29 protein-coding genes and 1 pseudogene are annotated in these 24046 nt (G+C 40.1%); 6 read left to right on the top strand and 24 right to left on the bottom strand.

What is annotated here, in order from left to right:
• Nucleotides 1–145: 145 nt before the first annotated feature.
• Both BFU02S_RS01745 and BFU02S_RS01750 read left to right on the top strand, forming a co-directional pair.
• Nucleotides 146–1834 carry a DEAD/DEAH box helicase gene (locus tag BFU02S_RS01745; RefSeq protein ID WP_066365748.1) on the top strand — a complete coding sequence of 563 codons (1689 nt, stop codon included), beginning with the start codon at nt 146–148 and terminating at the stop codon, nt 1832–1834.
• The gene (locus BFU02S_RS01750; RefSeq protein WP_066365750.1) at nt 1812–2606 is read left to right on the top strand and encodes a YqhG family protein; all 795 of its coding nucleotides are present in this window, start codon (nt 1812–1814) and stop codon (nt 2604–2606) included. The genes BFU02S_RS01745 and BFU02S_RS01750 overlap by 23 nt, the downstream gene beginning before the upstream one ends.
• 41 nt (nt 2607–2647) lie before the next feature.
• Here BFU02S_RS01750 and BFU02S_RS01755 read toward each other — a convergent pair whose 3' ends face one another.
• From BFU02S_RS01755 to BFU02S_RS01810, 12 genes are all read right to left on the bottom strand, one after another.
• Complete coding sequence (locus tag BFU02S_RS01755; RefSeq protein ID WP_066365825.1) at nt 2648–2869, bottom strand: YqzE family protein; 222 nt, start codon at nt 2867–2869, stop codon at nt 2648–2650.
• A 64-nt stretch (nt 2870–2933) separates the two neighbouring features.
• Nucleotides 2934–3311, bottom strand: coding sequence for a competence type IV pilus minor pilin ComGG (gene comGG, locus BFU02S_RS01760; protein WP_066365752.1), 378 nt, complete (start codon nt 3309–3311; stop codon nt 2934–2936).
• The gene (gene comGF / locus BFU02S_RS01765) at nt 3308–3787 is read right to left on the bottom strand and encodes a competence type IV pilus minor pilin ComGF (protein WP_235841963.1); all 480 of its coding nucleotides are present in this window, start codon (nt 3785–3787) and stop codon (nt 3308–3310) included. The genes comGG and comGF overlap by 4 nt, the downstream gene beginning before the upstream one ends.
• On the bottom strand, nt 3732–4070 hold the full coding sequence (gene comGE / locus BFU02S_RS01770) for a competence type IV pilus minor pilin ComGE (RefSeq protein ID WP_066365754.1): 339 nt from the start codon (nt 4068–4070) through the stop codon (nt 3732–3734). Before comGE ends, comGF begins: the two co-directional genes overlap by 56 nt.
• Nucleotides 4054–4491 carry a competence type IV pilus minor pilin ComGD gene (comGD, locus tag BFU02S_RS01775; protein ID WP_066365756.1) on the bottom strand — a complete coding sequence of 146 codons (438 nt, stop codon included), beginning with the start codon at nt 4489–4491 and terminating at the stop codon, nt 4054–4056. The genes comGE and comGD overlap by 17 nt, the downstream gene beginning before the upstream one ends.
• Nucleotides 4491–4811, bottom strand: coding sequence for a competence type IV pilus major pilin ComGC (gene comGC / locus BFU02S_RS01780; protein WP_066365759.1), 321 nt, complete (start codon nt 4809–4811; stop codon nt 4491–4493). Before comGC ends, comGD begins: the two co-directional genes overlap by 1 nt.
• An 18-nt stretch (nt 4812–4829) precedes the next feature.
• Nucleotides 4830–5861: a competence type IV pilus assembly protein ComGB gene (gene comGB, locus BFU02S_RS01785; RefSeq protein ID WP_066365761.1), complete on the bottom strand. Its 1032-nt coding sequence runs from the start codon at nt 5859–5861 to the stop codon at nt 4830–4832.
• On the bottom strand, nt 5848–6966 hold the full coding sequence (comGA, locus tag BFU02S_RS01790) for a competence type IV pilus ATPase ComGA (RefSeq protein WP_305801406.1): 1119 nt from the start codon (nt 6964–6966) through the stop codon (nt 5848–5850). The genes comGB and comGA overlap by 14 nt, the downstream gene beginning before the upstream one ends.
• Before the next feature lie 215 nt (nt 6967–7181).
• A complete protein-coding gene (locus tag BFU02S_RS01795) occupies nt 7182–8189 on the bottom strand; it encodes a FecCD family ABC transporter permease (RefSeq protein ID WP_066365764.1) in 1008 nt (335 codons plus the stop codon).
• Entirely contained in the window at nt 8186–9190 is a 1005-nt protein-coding gene (locus BFU02S_RS01800; RefSeq protein ID WP_066365767.1) for a FecCD family ABC transporter permease, read from the bottom strand. Before BFU02S_RS01800 ends, BFU02S_RS01795 begins: the two co-directional genes overlap by 4 nt.
• Before the next feature lie 50 nt (nt 9191–9240).
• The gene (locus tag BFU02S_RS01805) at nt 9241–10149 is read right to left on the bottom strand and encodes an iron-hydroxamate ABC transporter substrate-binding protein (RefSeq protein WP_066365770.1); all 909 of its coding nucleotides are present in this window, start codon (nt 10147–10149) and stop codon (nt 9241–9243) included.
• A complete protein-coding gene (locus BFU02S_RS01810) occupies nt 10146–10943 on the bottom strand; it encodes an ABC transporter ATP-binding protein (protein WP_066365773.1) in 798 nt (265 codons plus the stop codon). The genes BFU02S_RS01805 and BFU02S_RS01810 overlap by 4 nt, the downstream gene beginning before the upstream one ends.
• Nucleotides 10944–11103: 160 nt before the next feature.
• Between BFU02S_RS01810 and BFU02S_RS01815 the strand changes: the two are divergent.
• Both BFU02S_RS01815 and BFU02S_RS01820 read left to right on the top strand, forming a co-directional pair.
• A pseudogene (locus BFU02S_RS01815) lies at nt 11104–12152 on the top strand (NAD(P)/FAD-dependent oxidoreductase).
• A 192-nt stretch (nt 12153–12344) separates the two neighbouring features.
• Complete coding sequence (locus BFU02S_RS01820; RefSeq protein ID WP_066365776.1) at nt 12345–12593, top strand: DUF2626 domain-containing protein; 249 nt, start codon at nt 12345–12347, stop codon at nt 12591–12593.
• Between the two features lie 40 nt (nt 12594–12633).
• Here BFU02S_RS01820 and BFU02S_RS01825 read toward each other — a convergent pair whose 3' ends face one another.
• On the bottom strand, nt 12634–13710 hold the full coding sequence (locus BFU02S_RS01825; protein WP_066365778.1) for a class I SAM-dependent methyltransferase: 1077 nt from the start codon (nt 13708–13710) through the stop codon (nt 12634–12636).
• A 130-nt stretch (nt 13711–13840) separates the two neighbouring features.
• Complete coding sequence (locus BFU02S_RS01830; RefSeq protein WP_066365781.1) at nt 13841–14476, bottom strand: MBL fold metallo-hydrolase; 636 nt, start codon at nt 14474–14476, stop codon at nt 13841–13843.
• Between the two features lie 217 nt (nt 14477–14693).
• Between BFU02S_RS01830 and BFU02S_RS16205 the strand changes: the two genes are divergently transcribed.
• Nucleotides 14694–14870, top strand: a complete 177-nt coding sequence (locus BFU02S_RS16205; protein ID WP_084360956.1) for a DUF2759 domain-containing protein — start codon at nt 14694–14696, stop codon at nt 14868–14870.
• A 140-nt stretch (nt 14871–15010) separates the two neighbouring features.
• Here BFU02S_RS16205 and BFU02S_RS01835 read toward each other — a convergent pair whose 3' ends face one another.
• From BFU02S_RS01835 to BFU02S_RS01845, 3 genes are all read right to left on the bottom strand, one after another.
• The gene (locus BFU02S_RS01835; protein WP_066365783.1) at nt 15011–16204 is read right to left on the bottom strand and encodes a M14 family metallopeptidase; all 1194 of its coding nucleotides are present in this window, start codon (nt 16202–16204) and stop codon (nt 15011–15013) included.
• A 75-nt stretch (nt 16205–16279) separates the two neighbouring features.
• A complete protein-coding gene (locus tag BFU02S_RS01840; protein WP_066365785.1) occupies nt 16280–17257 on the bottom strand; it encodes an ROK family glucokinase in 978 nt (325 codons plus the stop codon).
• Between the two features lie 5 nt (nt 17258–17262).
• Entirely contained in the window at nt 17263–17472 is a 210-nt protein-coding gene (locus BFU02S_RS01845) for a YqgQ family protein (protein ID WP_066365787.1), read from the bottom strand.
• Nucleotides 17473–17626: 154 nt separating this feature from the next.
• On the opposite strand from BFU02S_RS01845, the gene BFU02S_RS01850 reads away from it, so the two are divergent.
• Entirely contained in the window at nt 17627–18481 is an 855-nt protein-coding gene (locus BFU02S_RS01850; RefSeq protein WP_066365789.1) for a hypothetical protein, read from the top strand.
• Here BFU02S_RS01850 and BFU02S_RS01855 read toward each other — a convergent pair.
• The 7 genes from BFU02S_RS01855 to BFU02S_RS01885 form a co-directional block, all read right to left on the bottom strand.
• Nucleotides 18444–20009, bottom strand: a complete 1566-nt coding sequence (locus tag BFU02S_RS01855; protein WP_066365790.1) for a rhomboid family protein — start codon at nt 20007–20009, stop codon at nt 18444–18446. The genes BFU02S_RS01850 and BFU02S_RS01855 overlap by 38 nt on opposite strands.
• A gap of 86 nt (nt 20010–20095) precedes the next feature.
• Nucleotides 20096–20290: a protein YqgO gene (gene yqgO, locus BFU02S_RS01860; RefSeq protein ID WP_066365791.1), complete on the bottom strand. Its 195-nt coding sequence runs from the start codon at nt 20288–20290 to the stop codon at nt 20096–20098.
• A gap of 43 nt (nt 20291–20333) precedes the next feature.
• Nucleotides 20334–21125 carry a DUF92 domain-containing protein gene (locus BFU02S_RS01865; RefSeq protein ID WP_066365792.1) on the bottom strand — a complete coding sequence of 264 codons (792 nt, stop codon included), beginning with the start codon at nt 21123–21125 and terminating at the stop codon, nt 20334–20336.
• A complete protein-coding gene (locus BFU02S_RS01870) occupies nt 21122–21688 on the bottom strand; it encodes a 5-formyltetrahydrofolate cyclo-ligase (RefSeq protein ID WP_066365794.1) in 567 nt (188 codons plus the stop codon). The genes BFU02S_RS01865 and BFU02S_RS01870 overlap by 4 nt, the downstream gene beginning before the upstream one ends.
• Nucleotides 21689–21840: 152 nt before the next feature.
• Nucleotides 21841–21990 carry a 50S ribosomal protein L33 gene (rpmG, locus tag BFU02S_RS01875; RefSeq protein WP_066365797.1) on the bottom strand — a complete coding sequence of 50 codons (150 nt, stop codon included), beginning with the start codon at nt 21988–21990 and terminating at the stop codon, nt 21841–21843.
• A 151-nt stretch (nt 21991–22141) separates the two neighbouring features.
• A complete protein-coding gene (locus BFU02S_RS01880; RefSeq protein ID WP_066365799.1) occupies nt 22142–23377 on the bottom strand; it encodes a glycosyltransferase family 4 protein in 1236 nt (411 codons plus the stop codon).
• A gap of 9 nt (nt 23378–23386) precedes the next feature.
• Nucleotides 23387–23812 (bottom strand): DUF4912 domain-containing protein, encoded by a 426-nt coding sequence (locus tag BFU02S_RS01885; protein ID WP_066365801.1) that lies wholly within the window; start codon nt 23810–23812, stop codon nt 23387–23389.
• Nucleotides 23813–24046: the final 234 nt, after the last annotated feature.

Genomic DNA, 24046 nt, shown 5'->3' on the forward strand with positions numbered 1-24046 from the left:
AATTATACCTATAAAATAAATTAGCATATTGAAATATTTTAAACTTTCAAAGCTATTATCATCCTACCATTAAGAGCATACATTGGGCAATCATTTTTTTGAAAAGATAAACAGTTAAAATCTGTATGAAAAGGAGATGATCCTCATGACAGTTGAAATCGAATTCGATTCTTCGTGGCAAGATGAGTTTTTGCAGAGAATCGATCAAGATGGGCCATGGGGAAACTGGGAGCTCGTTAGACTTGCCATTGAAGTTGAAAAGCATCTAGTTATTCCCGAATTTGAGGGCTTGCAAGCGCCGAAGCATCTGCCGAATTTAACCCCTCTCCCACACCAGCTGGAAACGGCCAAACAAGTCATTGAAAATATGAATGGAAAAGCGATTCTTGCCGATGAAGTCGGGCTTGGGAAAACGATTGAAGCTGGATTAATTCTCAAAGAATACATGATTCGCGGCTTGGTGAAAAAAGTGCTGATTCTAGTGCCCGCCTCCTTGGTAACCCAATGGTCTATGGAGTTAAACAGCAAATTTTACATACCTGCAGTAAGCCAAAAGAAAAGCTACGTATGGGAGCAGTGTGATGTCGTTGTATCTTCCATTGACACAGCAAAGCGAAACCCGCATCGGGATATTATTTTCCGGCAAAATTATGACCTAATTATTATTGATGAAGCCCATAAACTTAAAAACAATAAAACAAAAAACTACGAATTTGTTCAGAATTTAAAAAAGAAATTTTGTTTATTGTTAACGGCGACACCGATCCAAAACCGAATTGAAGAAATTTTCAACCTCGTCTCCCTGCTGAAGCCGGGACACTTGGGCAGTCAAACGGCCTTTTACGAAAAATATAAAAAGGATTCCCGCTCCTTAAACGATAACGAACACTTAAAAGAACTTGTTAATAAAGTCATGGTCCGAAATCGCCGCGCCGATACAGGGATTGAATGGACAAAACGCCATGTTGAAACGATTCCAATCGATTTCTCAGATACAGAAAGAGAGCTATATGAGACCATTTATAATTTAAAAAATGAAAGCGATTGGATTCAAGGCTCCAGTTTTTCCGTTATGACATTGCAACGGGAAGCCTGCAGCAGCAGAGAAGCCGTTTATTATACCTTACGAAATATGCTGCAGAAAAAAGAAAATCCAACGCAAGCTTTCAAGGATCAAATCGAATCTCTCATGAAAAAGGTGGAAGCAGTTCAAACCAATTCAAAAGCGAAAAAAGCACTGGAATTAATTCAGCAAATTAATGATAAAGTGATTATTTTCACCGAGTATCGAGCAACCCAATTGTTCTTGCAATGGTTTTTAAAACAGCATGGGATTACATCCGTACCGTTTCGCGGCGGTTTTAAACGCGGAAAAAAAGATTGGATGCGCGAATTGTTTCAAAAACGCGCTCAGGTGTTAATTGCAACCGAAGCGGGCGGAGAAGGAATTAACCTGCAATTTTGCCACCATATCATCAACTTTGACCTTCCATGGAACCCAATGAGACTTGAGCAGCGCATCGGACGGGTTCATCGGCTTGGACAGGAGCAGGATGTTAAGATCTATAATTTTGCGATAAAAAATACGGTGGAAGAACATATTTTAAAACTGTTATACGAGAAAATTGATTTATTTGAAAAGGTCATTGGAGAACTCGATGATATTTTAACGAAACTGGAATTTGGCAATATGGAAGATCATTTAATTGACATTTTCGGTGCATCCTCCTCCGAGGGGGAAATGAGGATTAAAATGGAAAATTTATCATCCATGATTGAATTTGCACAGAGCATGAAGAAAGGAGAAACACATGCAGCAGCAGGAAATTCATAACTTTCTTTTAAAATACTTTCAAGCCAACGACTGTCCAATTCTTGAAAATCACAGTGGTTATATGACCGTGCAATTAACAATTGAAATGGATAAAGAACTGATGAACCGTCCCTTTTACTGGCATTATTTAGAGAAAACCGGCGGCATCCCGAATCCGGCGAAGTTAACACTCATTACGGATCCAAATTCTGTCCCTGAAGACATAAAAGGGGAAATCATTCATTTTGGTTCGCCGCGTCTGCATCAAATCTTTGCCTCAACCAAAAATTTAGCCAGATACATCCGGCTGTACGAAAATCATGAAAATGGGAGCAGGAAAACTCCTTTGCTTCCCTGGCTTTGTCTAAACGTAAAAATATCTTATCAGTGCGACCGCAAACGGGATGTTTTTAAATCCATCGGCCTGCAGCTGATCAATGGACAGATGGTCGAGAACTTTCATGAACGGTTGCTGAACATATCGCTGACACCGAAAATTCCGGATTATTCGTTTACCTTATCACCATTAGTAAAACCAAAAAGCGGGATCTTGCGGATTGAAAACTATTTAAAATCAGCCATTTATCAAGATGACCATTCATGGGCAGAAGAAGCGAGAAAACGCTGGGAAAAGGATTTACGCTTGTTGGAACACTTCTATGAAGACATTGAAGAAGGAAATGAAGCTTATGAAACGGAGAAAAAAGCGCTCCAGGAACAATATGAACCGAAAATTAAAATCTCCTTCATAAATGGAGGGCTATTTTACTTAACCGAAAAGGCGATCGTATAAGCATAAAAATCCCCCAAGTCACATTCACTTGGGGGAAGAAGTTACTTCCAAAAGCCGAATTTTAAAGACCGTTTCCTTTCCGTTTTCCGTCTTTTTTGAACCTCAATATAAAGAATGTACGGCAAGATTCCGAACAAGCGATACCACAAGGATGCTTTGTTCTCTTTTTTCTCAAGACGTAGCCGTTTTCGTTCCTCTTTTGGCTGATCAGCGTATTTCACAATGGTTTGTGTCATGTATTTTACATAATCATTTGTTTTCATCGGATACACCTGCCTAATTTTTACGTTACCAGTATGTCCATTTTGAGCTTTTTTCAAACCACTGTTAATCCACCCATTTTATTAATTTTTTTTGCTTAGTATCAAAGAAACCTTTGCCAATGATCATCTCTCCTGAATTTAGACGAAGAGTAAATTGGATCTTTTGAATATCGCCGGTAAGAGCATCAGCCAGAAAATCTACTCTTCCATTTTGAAAATGGAAAGTTCCTTTTGCAGGAGCTTTCCCGTCAGACTGAAAACTTTTTTCAACTTTCTTCACCGATGAAAGGAAATAAAGTTCCTCCTGCATCATGATCAATGTTTCATGCGCCTGTTTTCTTTGCGCTAACATAAGCTCTACATTCATGGAGAAAAAGGCAAGAAAAACAATGAGCAGACAGAGGACAAGCGGATAGGTAAACCCTTTCTCATTCCCTTTCATGGTGCTGCATTCCAATCTACATAGGAATAGGCAATAATAGAATATTCTTTCCCGGAAAAATCTTGTACGGTCACTTTTACAGCGTTCGGAAGGACCGAAAAAGAATACTGGGAAACATTTTGCAGGACAATCTCATGTCCTAAAGAATTCACTTGTCTGCGCAGATTTGTCCCGTATTTCTCATATTGAACCGTCTCGCTTTCCTTTGTTAATAACAGCCTGCCTGATTGAACCTCTGCTTTTATTGATTGATGTATTTCTTTCTTAAATTGACTGGCAAAATCAGCCCATTCCATCTTCTGTAATGCTGCTTGCGAAGGCCTATTGTTAAGCATTATTTGGAAAATAGGGGCCATAAAGAAAATAATTAAGGAAAAAATCGATAAAGCAAACAATGCCTCAATCAATGTAAAAGCTTTTTCATTCAAGTTTGCCGCAAATTTCTGTCTTTGACAGCAAGGCATTTTGCTTAACACTTATACATGCCTCCTTTTGACCGCGTGCACCAGAATCCCGCCAAGTGATGTCGTATTTCACTCCATTTTCCTGAAGGGAATAGTTCGTAAATGTTTGTGCCCCTCGCAATTTCCCCTGCAATTCTTCATACAAGATCTGTTGGGCTTTATTCTCGATCTCCAATTTCTTTGATTGTTGATTCATATCGATTATGAGCGGGATCAAGAATAAACCAATCATGAACATTGCGGATAGTGACAAAAGCAATTCAAGCAAGAAAAATCCGTTATTGTTCCTTAACATAAAACCTTCCCTTTCCAATCAAAAAGGTCAGCAAGTATTTTTTCTTTTCGCTTTGAATAATGATAGAGCCAAATTTGCTAATATTTCCGTCGGGCATGAATCTAAAGGTGAGAGGCAGGGAACCTTCTGTTATATAAAAATTTGCTGAATAGGTTCTTTCCACAATTGGCGGGGAAGAGGTGTTGACATACATATAATATTTATATTCACTTGGCATAATCGTCACAGAAACTTCATGCTGGTGGGAAATGGCATAGGTTTGGGCATAATACAAATCTGCTTTAAGCTGGGTAAAAAACGCTGCCTCTTCCAATACCGAACGCTGCGGCTTTAAGGAGAAAACGGTAATCGAGGTAAGAATCATAAAAATGGAAAGAACAATAAGTGACTCTGTTAAAGTAAAACCTCTTTGATTGTTCATTATTCTTTAGCTACGGCCGTAACGGTCCCGTCAGGAGCAATTTCAACAGATCCGCCATTTCCACAGCCTTTTGTATCTTTTAAATACCCTCCTGTTTTTAGTTCATCAAGGGTAGGAATTCTATTGTTATCCATTTGATAAGCTTGTACCTGCGCCTGAACCATCTTTACATATGCTTCGCACCCCTTTGTGTTAATATTTTTATTATGTTTCGTAACATTTGGGATCGTAATGATCAAGATGACCGAGATAATAAGCATAACGATCATCATCTCAATCAGGGTAAATCCTTTTTCATTATTTCGTTTTTTCAATTTCATAATTTCAACCTCCAAATTTTAAATCGCGTCTAACAAGTGGAACATTGGCAAAAGAATCGCTAAATACATTGACACAACTATAAATCCGATAAAGAGATAAAGGATCGGCTGAAGCAATTTAAAGCTTTTTTCAATTAAAGTTTCCATTTTCGTTAAACATCTCCTGCTGAAAAACAGCAACTCTTGTTCAAGCCTTCCATTATCCTGCCCGTGCTTGATTACCATTGGAAATTCTGCCTCAAAGATAGAATAGGATGCCACAATTGACTCCAATCTCTCCCCGCCCGCGAGCTTCAACTTAATTTCTTTGCCCAACTGACTATAAAATAATTGTCTTTTGTTATGTTCAAAAAGGAATAATGCTTCTGAGATGGAAATGCCCCCGGATAATAGGAAACTTAATTGAATGGAAAAATAGTGGTTAAAGAGCAATTTAAGAATTTTTCCAATAATCGGAATGCGAACAAGCATGGCTCGCTGCATCAAAATGGAAAATTTGCGGAATACGAAAAAATAGTAAATAGCCGCTATACAAATAAACACAAGCAGCAATTCAATGGCGGTCGGAAAATATTGATCGAAGGCGTAGATCACTTTCGTAAAAAAATTCTCCTTCAGCCCAAGAGATTTAAACAAATCAGTAAATCTTGGGAGCAGCGTATGCTCAACGAAAATAAATAGAAAACCAGTAATGGAAAGAAGTACGATTGGATACTGAAGCAGTTTAAACAATTTCTTCATATCCCGATCCTTTAATAATGTCAGGCTGCTTCCCTCTTGCAATGCTTCAGCAAAGCTGCCGTGTTGTTCGGCAAAATAGACATAGCCGATTAAATCCTTGTTAAATCCTAAACCTTCCAAGACATCATGAAATGGCAATCCTTTTTTCAACTTTACTAAACAATCCTCTAGTTCCTCCTTTCGATAATTAGGTAAAGGCAATGATATAGATACAATTGCTTCAGCAATTGGATATCCCCTTGACAATAATTCCCCTAATTGTTTCAAAAAATTTGCTTGTTCATTTAATGTCCATTTATGTCTCCTCATAGTTGTACACCAGCCGATCATATTCCGACATTTTAATATATCCAAGGGCGATTCCCTTACGAATGACATCTTTGACCGTTCGATAATTTACTTCGATCTCTTCGCCTTTGGCCGCTTTCATGGCTGCAGTTAAGTTTCTTCCTGATAAGAGTTCAAAGACACTTGCCCGTTTCCATCTTCCGTAGGAATAACAATAAGGCAAACAATCCCCATTGCAAAACGGGCAGGAAAGCTCCACTAATCTCTGGGCAGTGACGGCAATAAGTGTCTGCTCTACCTCAAGCCAATTGACACCAAACTCATGAAGACGGTAAACCGCACCCTTGGCATCTCGAGTATGCATCGTGCTGAGCACTAAGTGCCCTGTTAACGAAGCCCTTACAGCAATCTTTGCGGTTTCGGCATCCCTGATTTCGCCTACCATAATAATGTCAGGATCATGCCGCAAAATCGCCTTTAGCCCGGCAGCATACGTAACGCCAGCTTTTTCATTTACTTGAACCTGCAGAACGGAATCATAATTTTTTTCGATTGGGTCTTCAAGGGTAATGACATTGCGATGAAATAAGTGAGCGGTTTCATTCAAGAGGGAATATAATGTCGTGGTTTTCCCACTGCCAGTCGGCCCGGTAAAAATAATTAATCCGTGTGCATGTTTTAACAATGCCAGAAGTTTTCTTGTCATTTCCGGAAACAAGGAAAGTTGATGGAAAGGAATTTGTTCTTGTTGCGGCAAGAGCCGTATTACTAAACTCTCCCGGTTATTGGATGGAAGCGTGGAAAGCCTGAGCCCCATTAACTCACCGTTAACATCACAAAAAATTGAACCGTTTTGCGGACGTCTGCGTTCACCGATATCCATATTCGCTATAAATTTAAAATGGGAAATTAATCTGTCGCAATCCTCTTTTGGAAGTGTCAGTCGAGGAATCAGTTTGTTGGTTAAACGAATTTGTATCAGGGTGTCATCTTTCCGGGGAATAATGTGAAGATCTGTCGCTTGGTTTCTAGCCGCATCCGCAATAATCCGGTCCGCCAGAATTTCAATATCGCTTACAATAAGAAACACCACCTTTTTTTGTTGTCTCTTAAAGTATTTCGACACTATTCTTGTTTTTCCTCCTATTTATTTAAATTTTTTTAAAACAATTGGTGGATAATTCCCGGAATTATCAATCATCATTATTTACTTTGAACTTTTTTGGCCTTTAAATAGAAAACTCATACTTTGGGTACAAGTTTGGATTCAACAATAACAGAAATCCTATTATTAACTCTTTAGGAGCGACTCATACAGCATGAGAACAAGTGGTTCTCATGCTATTTTTTCAATAACAAATAAATAAAATACGGTGCTCCGATAAAGGAAACGACAATTCCTGCGGGCATGCCATCAGGACTTGCTATATTTCTTCCAATCGTATCGGCTAAGAGCAGAAGCCAACTTCCGATGAGGACGGCGATTGGAAGAAATAATTGATGTCTCGGTCCTACTAATGCTTTGGCAATATGGGGGGCCATCAGTCCAATAAAGGAGATGCCTCCTGTTACGGAAACGGCGGAAGCGGCAAGCGCAACCGCGGATAAAAGGAGCATCATTCGTTCCTTTTCGATTGCTAGGCCTAAACCGATCGCTACCGGTTCATTTAAGGAAAGAAGATTTAGGCGTTGAGCTTTGTATAAAGTAAAAGGAAGCAGGACAATGAGCCATGGAAGAATCGCCCAAATAAATGGCCAATCCGTTCCCCAAATGGTTCCAGCAAGCCATTTAGCTATAAAATCTACCTTTTGCCGTTCACTTGAAGAAATAAGGACGATCATCACACCCGATAAAGCCATAGAAAATCCGAAACCGGTTAACACAAGCCGTATAGGGGCAAACCCAGAGCTTCGTTTATATGAAAAGATATAAATCAGAGAAGTCGTCAATAAGCTGCCTATAAAGGCAGAAATGGGAAGCAAGTATAGAAACGGGCCCACTTCAATTGGAAAATATAAAAAGAAGATGGCAACGGCCACACCTGCTCCGGAGTTAATTCCGATAATTCCAGGGTCCGCCAACTCATTTCGTGTAATACCTTGCAATATTGAACCCGACAGAGCAAGCGCCATGCCGGCTAAAAGCGTAATAATGATCCGCGGCAAACGAATAGAGAAAAGGATAAACTCCTCCTGAAATGTCCCTTGCCCGAAAAAAGTTGGCAGCAAGCGTTGATATGAAAGTGATGCATCACCAAGTCCCAAACCGGTAGCAACAGTTAGCACAATAAGGACAAGTAAGCTGATAAACGTCAATCGTTGTTTTGTCACCAAATCTGCTTGAATCATGAAAACTTCCCTCCTTTATGAACTACGAATAAGAAGAAAGGAAGACCAATAACAGCAACAATGGCAGCAATAGGCGTTTCATATGGCGCGTTGATCGTCCGACCGATTGTATCTGCAAGCAGCATAAAGGAAGCACCAACAATGGCGGACATCGGCAGAATAAAGCGATAGTCCGTTCCAATAATGGCACGAACGATATGAGGAACCATTAAACCGATAAATGTCATATTCCCGACAAGGGCGACGGAAGCACCGGCTAATAGAATGATGACAATAAAGAGCAAGAATTTAATTGTCGCTGTATTTTGCCCTAAGCCAATCGCTAACTCTTCACTTAAACTAAGAACCGTCAGCTGTCTGGACAGCAGGAAGGAAACAATAATTCCAACGACAATGAAAGGAGCTATGATTTTAAGCTGACTCCATGATACGCCAATTAACCCTCCTGATGTCCACAACGCCACATCTTTTGAAATCTTAAAATAAAGCCCAACCCCTTGCGCAACAGCACTAAGAAAAGCGGAAACAGCAGCGCCGGCTAACACGATTCGAAGTGGGGAAAGCCCGCCTTTTTTCACTACGCCAATGCCGAAGACCATGAACGCACCAACAGCAGCACCGACGAAACAAGCTAACGTAATCGACAAATAATCCGTTGAAGAAACAAAAGCGAGCGTAATAGCTAATGCCGAATTAGCACCGAATGTCAAACCAAGCAAGCCGGGATCTGCAAGCGGATTTCTCGTCAATCCTTGCATGATCGCTCCGGAGATGGCAAGAGCAGCTCCAACGAAAATGCCTGCAACTTCTCTTGGCAAGCGAATGTCACGGATAAGGGAAATATGTTCTGACGAAGCTTGGGATGTCAAAGCGAGCCACACATCTTTGAATTCCGTATGAGCTGCACCTAAAACACATGCTTCGAAAAAAATGACAGCAAAGATCAAAATAGCTGTTATGAATTTGTAAACATATGGAATCTTATGTGTTTGTTCTTGCATGTTTCCTCATCTTCCTATTATGGAAAAGGATTTCTTATTGAAAAGATTTCCTATTTACCAAGAAATTTGTTACGAAAGAAATCTAGTTGGTAATCGAGCGTCAATGGATCGTTAAAATAAAATTCTTTCGCATTGGCAACAAAAACATGATGATTTTTCACTGCCGGAATATTTTTATAGGTAGCGGTCTCTTCAAAGGACGTTTTTGAATCAATATTTTGACTAATAATCAAGTAATCTCCTGTATACTGCGGAAGAACTTCCGGACTAATAGCGTAGTAGCCCTGTTTTAGCGCCATTTCTTTCACTTTTTCTGGCATTTTTAATTTCATGGCTTGATAAAGAATTTCAGTTCCTCGTCCCCAGTTATTACCGAAAACGTAAAGTTGTTTGTCGAAGTTTTCAATAACAGAAACTGTCGCATTTTCACCAATTTTTTCCTTGATTTCTTTGCCCGTTTCTTCGGCACGTTTCTTAAAGTCTTCAACCCAAGCACGCGCTTCTTTTTCTTTGTTTAATAGTTTTCCAATTTCAATATGCTGGGTTAAATAATCGACTTTTCCATATGTAAATGTAACGGTAGGAGCTATTTTCTTTAATTTATCAATATTTTTTGTGGTCGATAAGCCAATGATTAAATCCGGTTGTAAGGAAATGATTTTTTCGATATTTTCTTCAGATACTTCTTGGACATTTTTTAATTTGTCTTGAAAACGTGGGTTCATTTTCGACCATGAATCGACTCCGACAAGTGGGACGCCTAACGCCATGACATTTCCCGCAAATGACGACAAGACGATGACACGTTTCGGATGTGCCGGAACTTTAACCGGCCCATTCTCTGACTGGTATATGATCGTATCAGACTTGCTTATCTTTTTGTCAGTTAAGGGTGAGCTTGAGCAAGCACTAAGTAAAAGTATTAAAAAAAGCAAAAATGGGATGACTTTGTTTCTCATATTGTAACTCCTTTTAATAAGTTATAGGTCATTAACATCGGTTTATTCGTCCGCGGATCGCGTCCGATTTCAGCATCGATTTGGTAGACTTCTTTGAGTACGTCACGGGTCATTACTTCTTCAGAACTTCCGGCTTTCACAATTTGGCCGGTTTTTAACGCGATTATGTAATCAGCAAAGCGTGCTGCTTGGTTTAAATCATGAAGAACCATGACGATTGTACGGCCTTGTTGAACATTTAGCTTCTCAAGAAGTTCCAATATTTCTAATTGATGAGCCATATCTAAATATGTAGTTGGTTCGTCCAGAAAAATAATGTCCGTATCTTGAGCAAGTGCCATTGCAATCCAAACACGTTGGCGTTGACCACCGGACAGCGCGTCAACCGACTGATCTTTAAATTCACTCGTTCTGGTCACTTGAAGTGCCCATTCGATCATCTCATAATCCCTTTTTGTTAATGGACCGAAACCTTTTTGATACGGAAAGCGGCCGTACGAAACAAGTTCAGCAACCGTTAGTCCGCTTACACTTTCCGGTGTTTGCGGGAGAATCGCCATTTTCCTGGCAAGTGCTTTGGTATTTTCATTAGCGATGTTTTTCCCGTCTAATATCACCGCTCCCGATTCATACTTGTGAATTCGTGTGATTGCTTTAAGCAACGTTGATTTTCCGCAGCCATTTGCCCCAATAATAGCGGTAATTTTTCGATCGGGAATTCCAATGCTGAGATCTTTCACAATAATCCGTTCACCGTAGCCAATGTTTAAATGTTTTGTATATAGTCGGACCATGTTCCTTTCACCCCGTAATTGATAATGATTATCACTTTCACTTAAAAATATAATGAGATTACACCTTTCTGTCAATTATTTTTCATTGTAAAAGAAAAGAATTCCGTTTATATTTAATTGAGAATGAATTTCATTATCGTATATATAAGGAGAGAATAATATGAAAACTCAAGATCTTTTTGATGTTACAATAATTGGCGGTGGACCTGCAGGACTTTACGCCGCGTTTTACAGTGGATTAAGAGAAATGAAAACAAAGATCATTGAATATCAGGCAGAATTAGGTGGAAAACTGCATACTTACCCCGAAAAAATAATCTGGGACGTCGGTGGATTGCCGCCTGTTCCCGGGAAGCAATTAAGAGAACAACTGGTCAATCAAGGATTAACCTTTGAACCGGAGATAGTTTTAAATGAAAAAATTGAATGGATCGAGCGAAATGAAGAAGGGATTTTTGTCTTAACCGCTCTTTCAGGACAAAAGCATTATTCTAAAACAGTTATTGTTGCCGTAGGAACTGGGATTATAACTCCGCAAAAGCTAAACATTAAAGGTGCCGAAAGATTTGAAGTCACAAATTTAAATTATGCGATAAAGTCGTTGAAGCATTTCAAAAACAAAACAGTGATCATATCAGGCGGCAGCGATTCGCCGTAGATTGGGCCAATGAACTGATGACAGTTGCGAAGAAAGTATACATCACATATCGAAAAGATCAGCTAGTCGGTCACGAAGCACAAGTCAAACGGCTCTTGAACAGTCCAGCTATTTGCTTATCCCATACTTCGATTACCCAATTGATTACTTCTGCCGATCATGAAGTCATTGAACAAGTGGAACTGACCAATCACGAGACAGGAGAGATTTTCTGTTTGCCGATCGATGAAGTTGTTATTTGTCATGGCTACAAGCAGGATACTTCGTTATGGAAAAAGAGCAGTTTACCTATCATGTTAAAGGATGATTTTTATATTGAAGGAAATGCAATGGGGGAATCTTCCGTTCCCGGTCTTTATGCAGCCGGAGATATTTTAAGCCATGAAGGGAAACTGAATTTGATCGCAGGCGCCTTTCAAGATGCCGCAAACGCCGTAAATCGTGCGAAGAAATATATCGAGCCGAACGCCGAAAGATTTGCCATGGTTTCTTCTCATAATGACAGATTTACGTCTCGTAATCGGGAAATTATGAAACAGCTAATGAAGTAGTTTAGATCTTGTTGATAAATGAGATTTCAGTAAAAACATAAAGAATGTTAGCACAAGAAAAAACTCACAATATAAAAAGGGCCTATTATAGCCCTGGTAAACAACTAATAAAAAAACCATTATTTACATTATCAGTCCTTTTATTTTATAATAAAGAATAAAGGTATTCGTGAGAGACAAGGAGGGGTACATATGGATCGCATGTTCAGGGTATTAGGTTTTTGGACTGGTATTTTTACGATCATGTTTTATTTAGGCGACATGAATAAAACCGCACTGCTCTTCTTAGCTCAAACCGGCTTCTTTGTTTTGCTCAGCTATCTGAAACTTTCCGAACGTATGTATATGTACATTTTCGGAGCGTATTTAACTATTTTCTTCGTAGGCTTTACTTACTGGACGACCTTCATGATGCCTTTAAAGGGACCTCTTGGCCAATAGCTTAAAGAAACGCCGGATGCAAGATCCGGCGTTTTCCTTTTTATTCTTCAAATAACTCATCTGGATCAAGCACCAGATTCTTTTGCTGGATGACGATATGAAAAAACTCGCTAATTCCTCCCGGCATAATTAAGCTACGTATGGACCTGTTCCGCTTTCTGATCTCGGAGAAGGGGTTTGGGTCATAATGGTCCGCTAGTTCTTGTAATATTCCAGCCTTTAACAAGAATTCATCCTGCCTCCATTTCGCAACAAATGCCAAATTTTCCTGTTCACCCTTTTTCACTAAATAATCCAAATGAAGATGGGTGGTAATATCCATTTCACCGGGATAATGGAGTACATTGGTTATCATTTGATGCTGGAAGTAACCCCTCAGGCTTCCATTCGTTCGAGCCGGATGCATCCACTCCTCATTCGTATAGCCATAATCTGCTGTCACTACTATTCCTTTCGTTAAGGCCTGGGAAATTTCGCGCAGCATATTCCCCATTTCTAATGGAATCTCGATTCTCTGCCCATCATTTAACGTAAGCTCGCTTTCCTCAAGAAAAGCCACAATATTTGGATTCACCAAAGGAATTTGTTTCTCAATCAATTCCCCATTTTCAACCCCAATCATAATTTCATAGAGATGTCCTTCCGCTTTCTCGATAACATGAACCGGCAACGCATCAAAAAGCTCATTCGAAAAAATCATCCCTTCAAAACCTTGCAATTCTTCTAGGCCCTGTAAATGGATAATAGATAATTCTTTTTGCAGTTTTTGATGATAGGGGCTTGCTTCCACCATAAAATATTGCATAGGCTGTTTGATGGTTTCAGCCCATTCCTGTAAAAATGCTTTCGCAAAGCGGCCAGTCCCGCCGCCGATTTCACAAAAAGATAAAGGAAGATTCGTTTTGTGGCAAATATGGAAAAACCATTTTGCCAACAGCCGGCCATACACTTCGGAAATATTGCTTGTCGTGATAAAGTCTCCTTTACGGCCAATCTTCGGCTGTTCCTTCATGTAATATCCTAGTTCCGGATGATAAAGTACAATACGTATATAATCTGCGTAGGATATGACTTGGCCTGGAGAATTCAAAATGAACGATTTTAAATAAGGAATCATGGCTGCTCCTTGACATAGTATTAACTTTATAATAAGTTAGTAATAGTAGCTTAACAATATCCCCTCCCATTATATGAATAGAACATCCCTTGGAAAGACCCTTCTTCACTGAGAAGGGTCTTTCTTTTTTTTAAAAACCATTCAAAAATGGGTTGCTGTCCATTTCTTCGCCAATGGTTGTGACCGGTCCGTGACCAGATAGGACGTACGTTTCTTCAGGCAGCGTTAACAGCTTATCATGAATGCTTTTCAGAAGCTCTTGTTGATTCCCGCCCGGCAGATCGGTACGGCCGATACTTCCTTGAAATAGAGCATCACCGGAAATAACTATTCCATCTTCTGCAAAGTAGTAAGAAACACTGCCGGGAGAATGACCCGGTGTATGGTAAACGTGGAGTGTAAAATCGCCGACTGTCATCGGTCCCTCATGATTGATAACGTGATCAGCAGAACTCGCTTGGATCGGTTCAATCATAGTAAAAAATTGCGAGCAGTTTAAACTAGGGTCGCTCAGCCATTTTTCTTCTTGTTTATGAACATAAACAGGGATTTTATAAAAATTTCTCACTTCATCCACTGCACCAATATGGTCAAAATGGGCATGGGTCAATAAAATTGCAATCGGCTTCAAGCCTCTCTTATTCAATAAATTGATCAGCTTCTTGCCTTCACCGCCCGGATCAAATACTAAACACGACCGGTCTTGTCGCTCGATTATATAACAGTTTGCCTGAATGCTTCCTAAGGGAATTTGCTGCCATTTCATGATCTATATTCCTCCAGATTTAATTGATACAATTATTTTACACGATCCTGGTCTAATAGAGAAATAATGGGACTTTACCGGCAGTCAAGTCTCCAAACCCCCTCGACAAACAAGCAAAAAAAAGATAAAATAGGAAACGAATGGATATAATATTTGTACATAACTTCATGAATAAATCAGCACTGTGTTTGCCACATCATTCAAAGGGGGATTTAACATGGGATTGATGATCATTTTTTCGTTAGTTACCCTGCTTGCTGCTTATGGCTGCTTCAGTGCCCTGAAGAATAAGAACCTTTTAGGTGCATTTTGGGGCTTGGCATCGTTCTGTGTATTTGGCTGGTTTACCATCATGACAATTCTTCACCACGGATTCCCTACCGGAACACATTAAGAAAAGAGCAAGGCGTGCGATGCTTATGCTTCGAAGCTTTCCTTGTGAAGAACGACAAAAAAGACTGCCAATGAACTGCACCCCAATTGTTAAACACAACTAACAATTGGAGGTGCAGTTTTTTTCTATGACAGTCTTTTTTATATTCCATACGAAAGAGCAACTGCAAATATCCCTTCCACACAATGAAGTATTTTTGAGAATTGTGAAAGCGGCAAAGGATTGATCCCCCTGCCCAGTTCCAGCGTGAATCCGGGGCGCTTAAATTCTTGAATAAACCAATCTTTATATCCGGCATGACTATCTACATAGCGGACTGCTTTATAACCGCTAATCCTCTCAAACTCTTCTGCTATTACATGTGATTCATCCGGTTCGTGGCCATCATACCCCCAATAAAATTCTTCACCCTGGGTATGAAATGCGATTAATCGATCAAATGAATGCTTTTGCGCTAACTCGGCCATGGTAATTGCCTCGGGTTCTGTTAACGGGGAATCTCCCGGAAAGTCACGGGAGCCGGGGCCATTGACTAGACTGTTTTTCTTGCAGAGATCCCAATTCGCAGGAAATTGCCTGTTTAAATCAATACCGCGAATATTGGCTTTCCAATGAATGAAATCATCACTTCCCTCATTCATTTCAATAACTTTCTCCTTCCAATCCAGGGGCGGTCCATTTAAAACAAGATCCACTCCATCCGGGTTGACCATCGGAACAACGGACAATTCGACCCTTTCATATAAATGGCTTACCTTTTGCCCTCTCATTAACGTGCCATTCGTTAAACAAAGCAGATATTGATTCAATAAATTCATAAGTACCATGGTTGTAATCCATTCATTTGCATGGAAGGAGGCATTCATATGTACTTTTTTCTCCCCCTTGCCAACCCGGATTTCCTGAATTTTGTGGCCGAGAACACTGTGACCGATTGTTTCGATCGTGATAAAAGGGTAAGCCTTTTGAAGACGTTCGATAATCTTTATTAGAATTTGGTAATCATACGCATTTTTAGTCGTAGTAAATGGGGAAATGACTCTTTCAGGCACATAGATGATTTCTCCTGTTTTTAACTGGTCAAGGTGCTTATTCTGATTGAGAACGGCTATGGCGTCTATATTGCAATTTTTATCAGCAGAGAGTTTACTCAGCGTATCTCCGAATTTTACACAATAGGGAACTGAAATATATCCTGGGATATTGACCTTCTCTTTCGGTTTTAAATATTGGGGGTCTCTATGTGGATTGGAATCAATTATGAGGTTTAACGGCACCGCAAATAAATGGCTGTATAAGAATAGCGTATCCCCAGGACGCACAACAATCTCCATTTTCATCTCCTCCCGTTATAAGTAACATATGAACGACAACAAAAAAAATGAAAAAAACCCGCAGTATCTGCGAGTTTATTCTTGATCCATTTTCTTCTTAATAAGCCATGCTGCACCAATTACACCGGCATCATTTCCCAAGGTTGCAAGCGCCAATTGGGTCGATTCACGAACGGGTGAAAAAGCAAATTTTGCAAAGGATTCATGAATGGCATCTAATAAAATATGGCCAGCCTTTGAAACACCGCCGCCGATGACAATTTTTTCTGGGTTTGTTGTATTGGCGATGGCCGCCAATGCAAAGCCTAAATGAAAAGCAACGGTATCGACGATTCCTTTTGCTAAAGCATCGCCGGTTCGGGCGCAATCAAAAACATCTTTAGCAGTAATGCTGCCGTTTGCTGTCAGTATGTCGACCAACCTACCGCTTGCCCCCTCTTTGGCCAGTTCTTCATTCGCTAGCCGGACAATGCCGGTGGCAGAAGCAACAGTTTCAAGACAGCCGGTTTTTCCACAGTTGCACGGAGCCCCACCAAATGGAACGACTGTAATATGGCCGATTTCTCCTGCAGCGCCATTTACCCCTTGGACAATATTGCCGTTCGCAATTACACCTCCGCCAACACCCGTTCCCAAAGTCACACACACTACATCTTTAGCGCCATTCCCGGCGCCTTTCCACATCTCTCCTAATGCTGCACAGTTGGCATCATTTTCAATAACGGCAGGCAGTGAGGTTGCTGCTTCAAGACTTGCATGAAGTGGAAAGTGGTCCTGCCAGCCTAAATTGACAGCATTTAAGATTACACCGGTTTGATAATCAACCGGGCCTGGAGCACCCATGCCCGCTCCCAAAAGGGAATCTCTAGACTTCCCTAATTCATGTAATTTTTCATCAATTGATTTCGCAATATTCAACGTGATATTTTGGCCTTCATTCGAATTGTCTGTCGGAATCTCCCACTTTTCAATTAATTCCCCATTTAAAGTTACAAAAGCAATCTTTGTCGTTGTGCCGCCTAAGTCAATGCCGGCTATCCACTTCTCTGACAATGTCTTCACCTATCTTTTTTATGATCTCTTAAGGCTTGTATTTCCTGCCGTAAGATAAGCAGTGCCATTTCATATTCCTTCGGCTCAATTAATTGGGACTGATATAGCTCCTTGATTTCTGTTTCCATCATTTCAAGATCCGCGATCCGATCGCCAATATAAATAACCGAGCCAAATCTTTTTAAATATTGCTGAATATCATAAATTGTTCTCATTTCGGGGACCTCCCCGTCAAAATTTTCTTTTCATTCAAAAGTATACCTTACAGGAAATTTGTCCTCAAGATTATTTTTCTTGTCATTTCAATCTAAAAATGCTCATAACCTAAAGAGGACAACCTTTATTTACACGCCGGAAGGATGAAAACCTGTGAAAAAATCCTCAACCCTACATACCATCGTTATCTTTGCTCTTTCAGCTGCTGTTTTGTACTATTTTCAAGCTCCAAAAGTACAGGAGAGTATTACCTTTTTCCCAATCGATCCAAGTGCTGTTTTTACCACCTCCGAGACAACTCTAAAGCAGGATGGCCAAAATGCCATTCATTGGGAAATCAACTCTGTCCTTAATCGCAAAGCCTATTTACGGCAAGATGCAGGATTTTTATTCGCTAATGGCAGACTTCAAGATGAACTTAATAAATGGGCGCAAAACACAAAAAGCCTGAAACAGGAAAAACAAATCAAAGATGCACAAACAGCCCTTTATCAAGCCATAACCTTCCACCACGCTGAACTTCATGAACAAAACGGCCGGATTTTCAGCTCCCAAGCGTTATCAAAGGATGAATTGTACTTTATCTCTGAAAATCAAAAGCGGCCATTTTCCTTCAAAGTTCCAAAAACACAGGATGAACGCCGATGGCAGGAGCAATTGGCGGACGAGACAAACCGCATGCTTCGATACAGCTGGAATAAAGGAATTAGATACTTTTCTATACCGCTTGAAAACTATCATGCAATTCCATTAATAGCATTTAATCAGCAGACAATCCCCGGCTTCTCAAAAAAAGAATCAGCCGAAATTATGGGCCATCTTTGGGAAGGGCTTTATAAAAATTATTTTCTGGGCATAAAAAAACAGGATGGTACCATTATAAGTCCGATTGGCAGCACCATCCCACTAATATTAATAGCGAAAAATAAAACCCATCTTTTAGTGTTAACAGAAACAGCAAACGGTGAACCTATTGTTCTCCGCCAGGTGATTTCAGCTGCTGATTAATTTCGTTCACTAATTGTGCATAATTTTTTTGATCAGGTTTTAACTTTAACGCTTTTTCTGCATTTTGTTTTGCCTGAGTTAAATCGTTTTGTTCAAGATTAATTAGCGCTAGATTATAGTATGCTTCATCAAAATCAGGATTTAACTGAATAGCTTTTTGCAAATGTTTTTTTGCATCAGGTAGATTGTTCTTTTTGATATCAACATAGGATAAGAGGAAATACGTTTTATCTGATACATGTTCGGCATTTTGTTCATAGCTTTTCAATAAACGATAGGCCTTATCGTATTGATTTTGTTTTAGGTAATTTTGTGCCTGGATCAGATTATACATTTCATCTTGACCCTTAACCGAAGAGCTGAAACCATAGGCCAAGGAACCGAAAACAAGCCCAAAAGAAACAATTAAAAAGATGAACTGTAATAATAGTTTACGTTTTTTCGGAAAATGAACGATTCCAGCAGCTAGAAATCCGCCAAGTAAGCCACCGATATGTCCGGCGCTGTCGATTCCCGGACCTGTAAAGCTGAATAGTAAATTGATCCATAGAACAACGAAAAGGTTAATCCCCATTGTCCGGAAAAATAATTTTGGATAGCTGGTTCCAAAATAAAGAAGCGCGCCAAAGCACCCGTAAATCGCGCCGCTTGCCCCGGCAGACAGACCTGAGTTAAACAGAAAGCTTGCAATAACACCAGCAATACCGGCAAACAAATAAATAACAGAAAACCTTAATCTGCCAAAAATCTGTTCTACCGCAATTCCCAAATAATACAAAGCCAAACTATTTAATGCCAAATGTATCAAACCGATATGGAGAAACATCGGCGTAATAAAACGCCACCATTCCCCTTCATAAATCAGCTCGTTAACTTTGGCACCCAACTTCACAAGTGTGGCGGTGTTCGTGCTTCCGCCATTTACTTGCTCCCATAAAAATACGGCAATATTAACAAGAATCAAGACATATGTCATAAGCGGCCTGCTATATGAAAGCACCGCTCTTTCGGCCTTTGCCAAGTTTCTGGCTTGTTCCAGTGTCTGAATCTTGAGCGACTCGACAACTTGTTCTGTATACTCCTCATGGATCGGAAAGAAGGGGATATCCTTTTGCAGCAGGACTGCGAGACGTCCAATCTCCTCATTGTATAGATCCTTTGCCAGCAAAAAGGAAGTAACCGTTGTTTTCTTGTAGTCCGGATTCATAAATGGTTTTGCAAGCCGATACTCATACTCATCAACAGGTGGGAACTCGCTGATATAAATATTCACGATATGTATTTCATAACGTCTTAATTGTTTGCGGATATTTTCTCCATTAGCAGCCGTAAATTCAATATCCCGCTGCATAGCATTGCTCCAATCCAAATTATGAAGCAGCATTCGGATGATCGGAGCTTTTCGATTTTCTAGTTTTTCCAACCATAATTCTTTCTGGTTTTCAAATAGCTGAATGATTCGATAGCCATGATCGAGAATCAACGTATTAGCCAGTTTCCAAAAAATATATTCCTCTCTATTACTCATTTCCCTCCTGCTTTCTGTCATTTAAGATTTCCGTATATTATAAACTATACACAAGTAAAAGGACAAAATAAAACCATCTGCGGTTTTCACCAATCAGATGGTCCTCCGAAAACAGTTTGCATCATTTTTCGTTTTATACCGGGCATGCTCATCATTGAAGTAACTGCCAGCCTACGGAAAAAGCCGAAACCAAGCAGGGCATTGATAATCCGGTAGCGATAGCGGAACACTACATAACCTATAGACCCAATCATGAAGATTGATGTTAACACTCGAGTCATTGTTGATCCCTCCTGCTAATAGTTTGCGAAGCTGCGTCAAGTTTTATCCATAAAAAAGATAAATTATCCAAATGGCCAATATCCCGGCAATCAAACCAGAAAGAAAATTGACCAAATCATTATCCACAAAAGCAACCCCTTTTATTTGAATGGCCGACTGACCGCAATGGAACCGTTTCTCAGTTTCCAGTCCGCATTTTCCGCAAACAAAAGTCTGTTGATAAAAAGCACCCATCAAAGTATCGATGAAATTGCCGAAATAACCGAAAAGAAAGATAAGAATACCGACAGGCCATGGCAAAGAAAACAGCACTAAGCTAAGAAAAGCAATCAGCATTGATCCGGCCGCTGCTGCCGCAGTTCCCAAAAAGCTTACAGCTCCCGAAGTCCCGCGTTCCACCCGTTTAAACGTACGAATATAAATAGGATTTTTTCGGCTTAAACTGCCAATTTCCGATGCCCATGTATCAGCATTCGAACTTGCCAGACATACCGCAAAGCCGATTGTCCATAAAGGATCCGGCCAAAAAGTGTTCATCAAACTTAATAGAGATGCAGCTCCACCATTTGCAATTACCTGTCGCCAATCTCTTGTCGTTCCTTTGGCCAATTTATCCTCGAACATTGCTTTCCATGAACTTTTGTATTTGGACCACAAGCTTGATGTGACAAAGAAAACTCCTAATAAAAAAAGCCCTCTCACCCCAAAACCAGCCTGAACGGCAAGTCCAACGAGAAGTGCAGAAATAGCCCCGGATAAAGTAAGGAATTTCAATAAATAACCAACGATACAGGTTACAAGGATGAACATGAAAACCAACAAAACTTCAATCATGTAATGTCGATTACCTTGTCGGGTGTAATAATTTTCTCGACAGGAAGATCATGCTTCTGAACAGGAAATCGGGAAATAATTTGTTCGGGGAAAGCAAGTGATAAAGTTTTCCCAGAAAATCCCGTTAAAAACCGATCATAATACCCTCCTCCAAATCCAAGGCGAAATCCGTCTGGCGAAAAAGCCAATCCGGGAACAATTAACAGATCTAACTGATCGGCTTTAACGGCTGATGTTTGTTCTGGTATCGGCTCCAGCAGCCCATAAAATACGGATTCAAGCTGGGAAAACTCCGTTAATGTCCGAAAAACCATGCGTTTTTCCTGGGGAACACATTTGGGTACCGCAACCATTTTACCTAATTCCCATGCTTTACGGATAATTTGAAATGTATCTACTTCGGGAAACCTTGAAACTGTAATTCCTACTGACCGGGCCGTTAGCCATTCATTCGTTTCAAACAGCCTACAGGCAATTTTATATGAATAATCCTCATAAATCGGTTTGGGTAGTGCTTCAAGAGTTTCTTTCATTTTTTCGCGAATCGCGTTTTTCTCTGACATCTTTGAAAACCCCCTTAATAAGATTAGATCAAGGCGCCCGCCTAGCGGCGACAAGCACAAGACAAGCCGCTGGCGCCTGGAGCTGGACAATTTTCGAAGTCGATTTTTATAAATTCTTATTATAAACAAAAAACAGCAGGAAGTCCTGCTGCTTATTTTGTTTCGCGATGTACAGTTGTGCGTTTTTCTCTTGGGCAGTATTTTTTAAGCTCAAGACGATCTGGATTGTTACGTTTATTTTTTGTAGAAATATAGTTACGCTCTCCACATTCTGTGCAAGCTAACGTAATATTTACACGCATGTTTATTTCCCTCCAAACGATTAAGCTAGTAAAATTCATACGACTTTTCTATAATATCATTTTTCAAATGGAAATGCTAGTGGATTTTTCAAAAGTGCCTGTCCTAAAATGGATGAATGTATCTCGACGGCTGATGTTTTAATTGTATTTTTCAGCCACAATCTATTCGGTTCTTCAGCATAGTATCTTCCATCATCCTTGCTGTTTCGGAAGCAATTCGTTTCCATCCATACAAGCCTTTCACCATCTGACTTCCTTTTAGTCCTATTTCCTTTGCTTTTTCGGGATTATTCATGAAGTACTGTATTTGTTCGAGCAGACTTGCGGCATTTCCAGGTACCATCCATAAACCTGTATGCAAATGCTTGACGATATTTTTCATGCCGCCTGTACCAGCGACGATTGTCGGCTTCCCTAGAACCATCGTTTCAAGAGCAACGATGCCAAATGGTTCGTACAGGCTCGGAATGACAGCCATTTCACTTCCTGATATAAGGGCATTTCTTTCTTCGTCTGATACATATCCAATAAACTTCACATACTTATCTAATTTTCTAGCATCTATCTGATGGCGGTAAGTTTCAAGCATCGGACCCTTTCCGGCAATAACAAAGAAATAATCGAGACCTTTTTCCTTTACCAATTCCGCGGCTTCTATGATGGTTTCAAATCCTTTTTCTTTTACCATTCGACCAATTGAGAAAATATATTTCCTTTCAGCTAATTCAGGAAAAATTTTATCCATAGTTATGGCACTTTCATACGGTTCAATTCCATTTGGGATTACAGTGATTTTTTCCTCTCCGATCTTAAAAAGTTCGAGAAGTGATTCTTTCATGTAATCACTACATACGATGATTTGATCAGAAATATGAACTAACTGCTTCTCTTTTTCATGGATAAATCGCTGCATCTCTGTATAGATCCCATTATTCCTGCCGTACTCTGTCGCATGAATGGTAGCTAACAGGGGGATTTGAAGACAATCTTTTAAGACAATCGCTGCTGCACCAACAAGCCAGTCATGGGCATGGATCAAATCAAATGAGCACTCTGTCGCTAACTTTTCCCCCTTGAAAGCGATCGCTAAATTTAGTCCGCCAATCCAGGCCAGAAAACTTTTATCCTGCCAATTGAGGGGGAGAACACGATGAACGTTCACTCCATAAACGGACTCCTCTTCCGGCAGCTCGTTTGCTCCAGCTGTAATCACATGGACATCATGCCCCAATTTTGCCAAATGGACCGACAAGCCAAACACATGCCTCGAGAGGCCGCCAATAATAGCGGGCGGGTATTCCCAAGTAAGCATCAGTATTTTTAATTTTTTGCCCGGCAGCGCCTTCTCACTTCCATTTACTTGTAGTTCGTGTTCTGTTTTATTCATGTCTCTCCCCTAATTTCCCAATTCTCCATAATAGCTGTAGGTACTGACATGCTTCCTCCATTTTACGGTATTTTCGTCATACAGATTAAATAGAGTATGAGATTCCGTATCACGATCGGATGGATTACTTGCAGTCATTTGCAGGAAATTTGATCTGAAAAAAGGAAAAAAATCAAAATCGGGCAATTGAACGCCTAACTCTGCTATATACCTTCGATTGGGAGCCAGTCCTTTCACATACCAATAGCCATTATCATAAGGAACAGCAAATTCAAAAACTTGATGTCTATTCATGTCTGTCACATCATAAATTCTTACGATGGTCACCAAATCCGAAAAATGTAATTGAAAATAAACTGCGATTGTTTTCTTCGGCAGTTCGGAAGCATCCCAGGAAAGTAATAGTTGGCAGGGAGAAATAGACTTCAAGGACATGGAAGATGGCTTCTTCTCTTGCACCCATTTGTTCGTTTCATTGACACTAAAGTTTATCGTAAGTCCCTCCGATCCATAAAGTTTTCATATATGTATGTCTAAAGGAAAACATTCCTATTTGTTGTTATCGTAACATTGGATACAGAAGGAGACAATAAACGCAATTTGTCATATTTTGCAAAACTATTAAGAAAAGCGCAAGCAGCTTGGTCAGCCTGCCTGCTTCTCCGAATA

The sequence above is a fragment of the Neobacillus fumarioli NBRC 102428 genome (assembly GCF_001591485.1).
In the GTDB taxonomy this organism is placed as follows: Bacteria; Bacillota; Bacilli; order Bacillales; family Cytobacillaceae; genus Neobacillus; species Neobacillus fumarioli.

Coding starts and splice junctions, on each gene's coding strand:
- BFU02S_RS01745 (WP_066365748.1), top strand. CDS start 146: ATGACAGTTGAAATCGAATTCGATTCTTCGTGGCAAGATGAGTTTTTG.
- BFU02S_RS01810 (WP_066365773.1), bottom strand. CDS start 10,943: ATGGTCCGACTATATACAAAACATTTAAACATTGGCTACGGTGAACGG.
- BFU02S_RS01800 (WP_066365767.1), bottom strand. CDS start 9,190: ATGCAAGAACAAACACATAAGATTCCATATGTTTACAAATTCATAACA.
- comGC (WP_066365759.1), bottom strand. CDS start 4,811: ATGAAATTGAAAAAACGAAATAATGAAAAAGGATTTACCCTGATTGAG.
- comGG (WP_066365752.1), bottom strand. CDS start 3,311: ATGAAAGGGAATGAGAAAGGGTTTACCTATCCGCTTGTCCTCTGTCTG.
- BFU02S_RS16205 (WP_084360956.1), top strand. CDS start 14,694: ATGGGATTGATGATCATTTTTTCGTTAGTTACCCTGCTTGCTGCTTAT.
- BFU02S_RS01835 (WP_066365783.1), bottom strand. CDS start 16,204: ATGGAGATTGTTGTGCGTCCTGGGGATACGCTATTCTTATACAGCCAT.
- BFU02S_RS01805 (WP_066365770.1), bottom strand. CDS start 10,149: ATGAGAAACAAAGTCATCCCATTTTTGCTTTTTTTAATACTTTTACTT.
- yqgO (WP_066365791.1), bottom strand. CDS start 20,290: ATGACTCGAGTGTTAACATCAATCTTCATGATTGGGTCTATAGGTTAT.
- BFU02S_RS01845 (WP_066365787.1), bottom strand. CDS start 17,472: ATGAGAACAATTTATGATATTCAGCAATATTTAAAAAGATTTGGCTCG.
- BFU02S_RS01825 (WP_066365778.1), bottom strand. CDS start 13,710: ATGATTCCTTATTTAAAATCGTTCATTTTGAATTCTCCAGGCCAAGTC.
- BFU02S_RS01855 (WP_066365790.1), bottom strand. CDS start 20,009: ATGAGTAATAGAGAGGAATATATTTTTTGGAAACTGGCTAATACGTTG.
- rpmG (WP_066365797.1), bottom strand. CDS start 21,990: ATGCGTGTAAATATTACGTTAGCTTGCACAGAATGTGGAGAGCGTAAC.
- BFU02S_RS01830 (WP_066365781.1), bottom strand. CDS start 14,476: ATGAAATGGCAGCAAATTCCCTTAGGAAGCATTCAGGCAAACTGTTAT.
- BFU02S_RS01885 (WP_066365801.1), bottom strand. CDS start 23,812: ATGTCCTTGAAGTCTATTTCTCCCTGCCAACTATTACTTTCCTGGGAT.
- BFU02S_RS01870 (WP_066365794.1), bottom strand. CDS start 21,688: ATGTCAGAGAAAAACGCGATTCGCGAAAAAATGAAAGAAACTCTTGAA.
- BFU02S_RS01820 (WP_066365776.1), top strand. CDS start 12,345: ATGGATCGCATGTTCAGGGTATTAGGTTTTTGGACTGGTATTTTTACG.
- comGD (WP_066365756.1), bottom strand. CDS start 4,491: ATGAACAATCAAAGAGGTTTTACTTTAACAGAGTCACTTATTGTTCTT.
- BFU02S_RS01795 (WP_066365764.1), bottom strand. CDS start 8,189: ATGATTCAAGCAGATTTGGTGACAAAACAACGATTGACGTTTATCAGC.
- BFU02S_RS01880 (WP_066365799.1), bottom strand. CDS start 23,377: ATGAATAAAACAGAACACGAACTACAAGTAAATGGAAGTGAGAAGGCG.
- BFU02S_RS01755 (WP_066365825.1), bottom strand. CDS start 2,869: ATGAAAACAAATGATTATGTAAAATACATGACACAAACCATTGTGAAA.
- BFU02S_RS01750 (WP_066365750.1), top strand. CDS start 1,812: ATGCAGCAGCAGGAAATTCATAACTTTCTTTTAAAATACTTTCAAGCC.
- BFU02S_RS01865 (WP_066365792.1), bottom strand. CDS start 21,125: ATGATTGAAGTTTTGTTGGTTTTCATGTTCATCCTTGTAACCTGTATC.
- comGE (WP_066365754.1), bottom strand. CDS start 4,070: ATGTTAAGGAACAATAACGGATTTTTCTTGCTTGAATTGCTTTTGTCA.
- comGB (WP_066365761.1), bottom strand. CDS start 5,861: ATGAGGAGACATAAATGGACATTAAATGAACAAGCAAATTTTTTGAAA.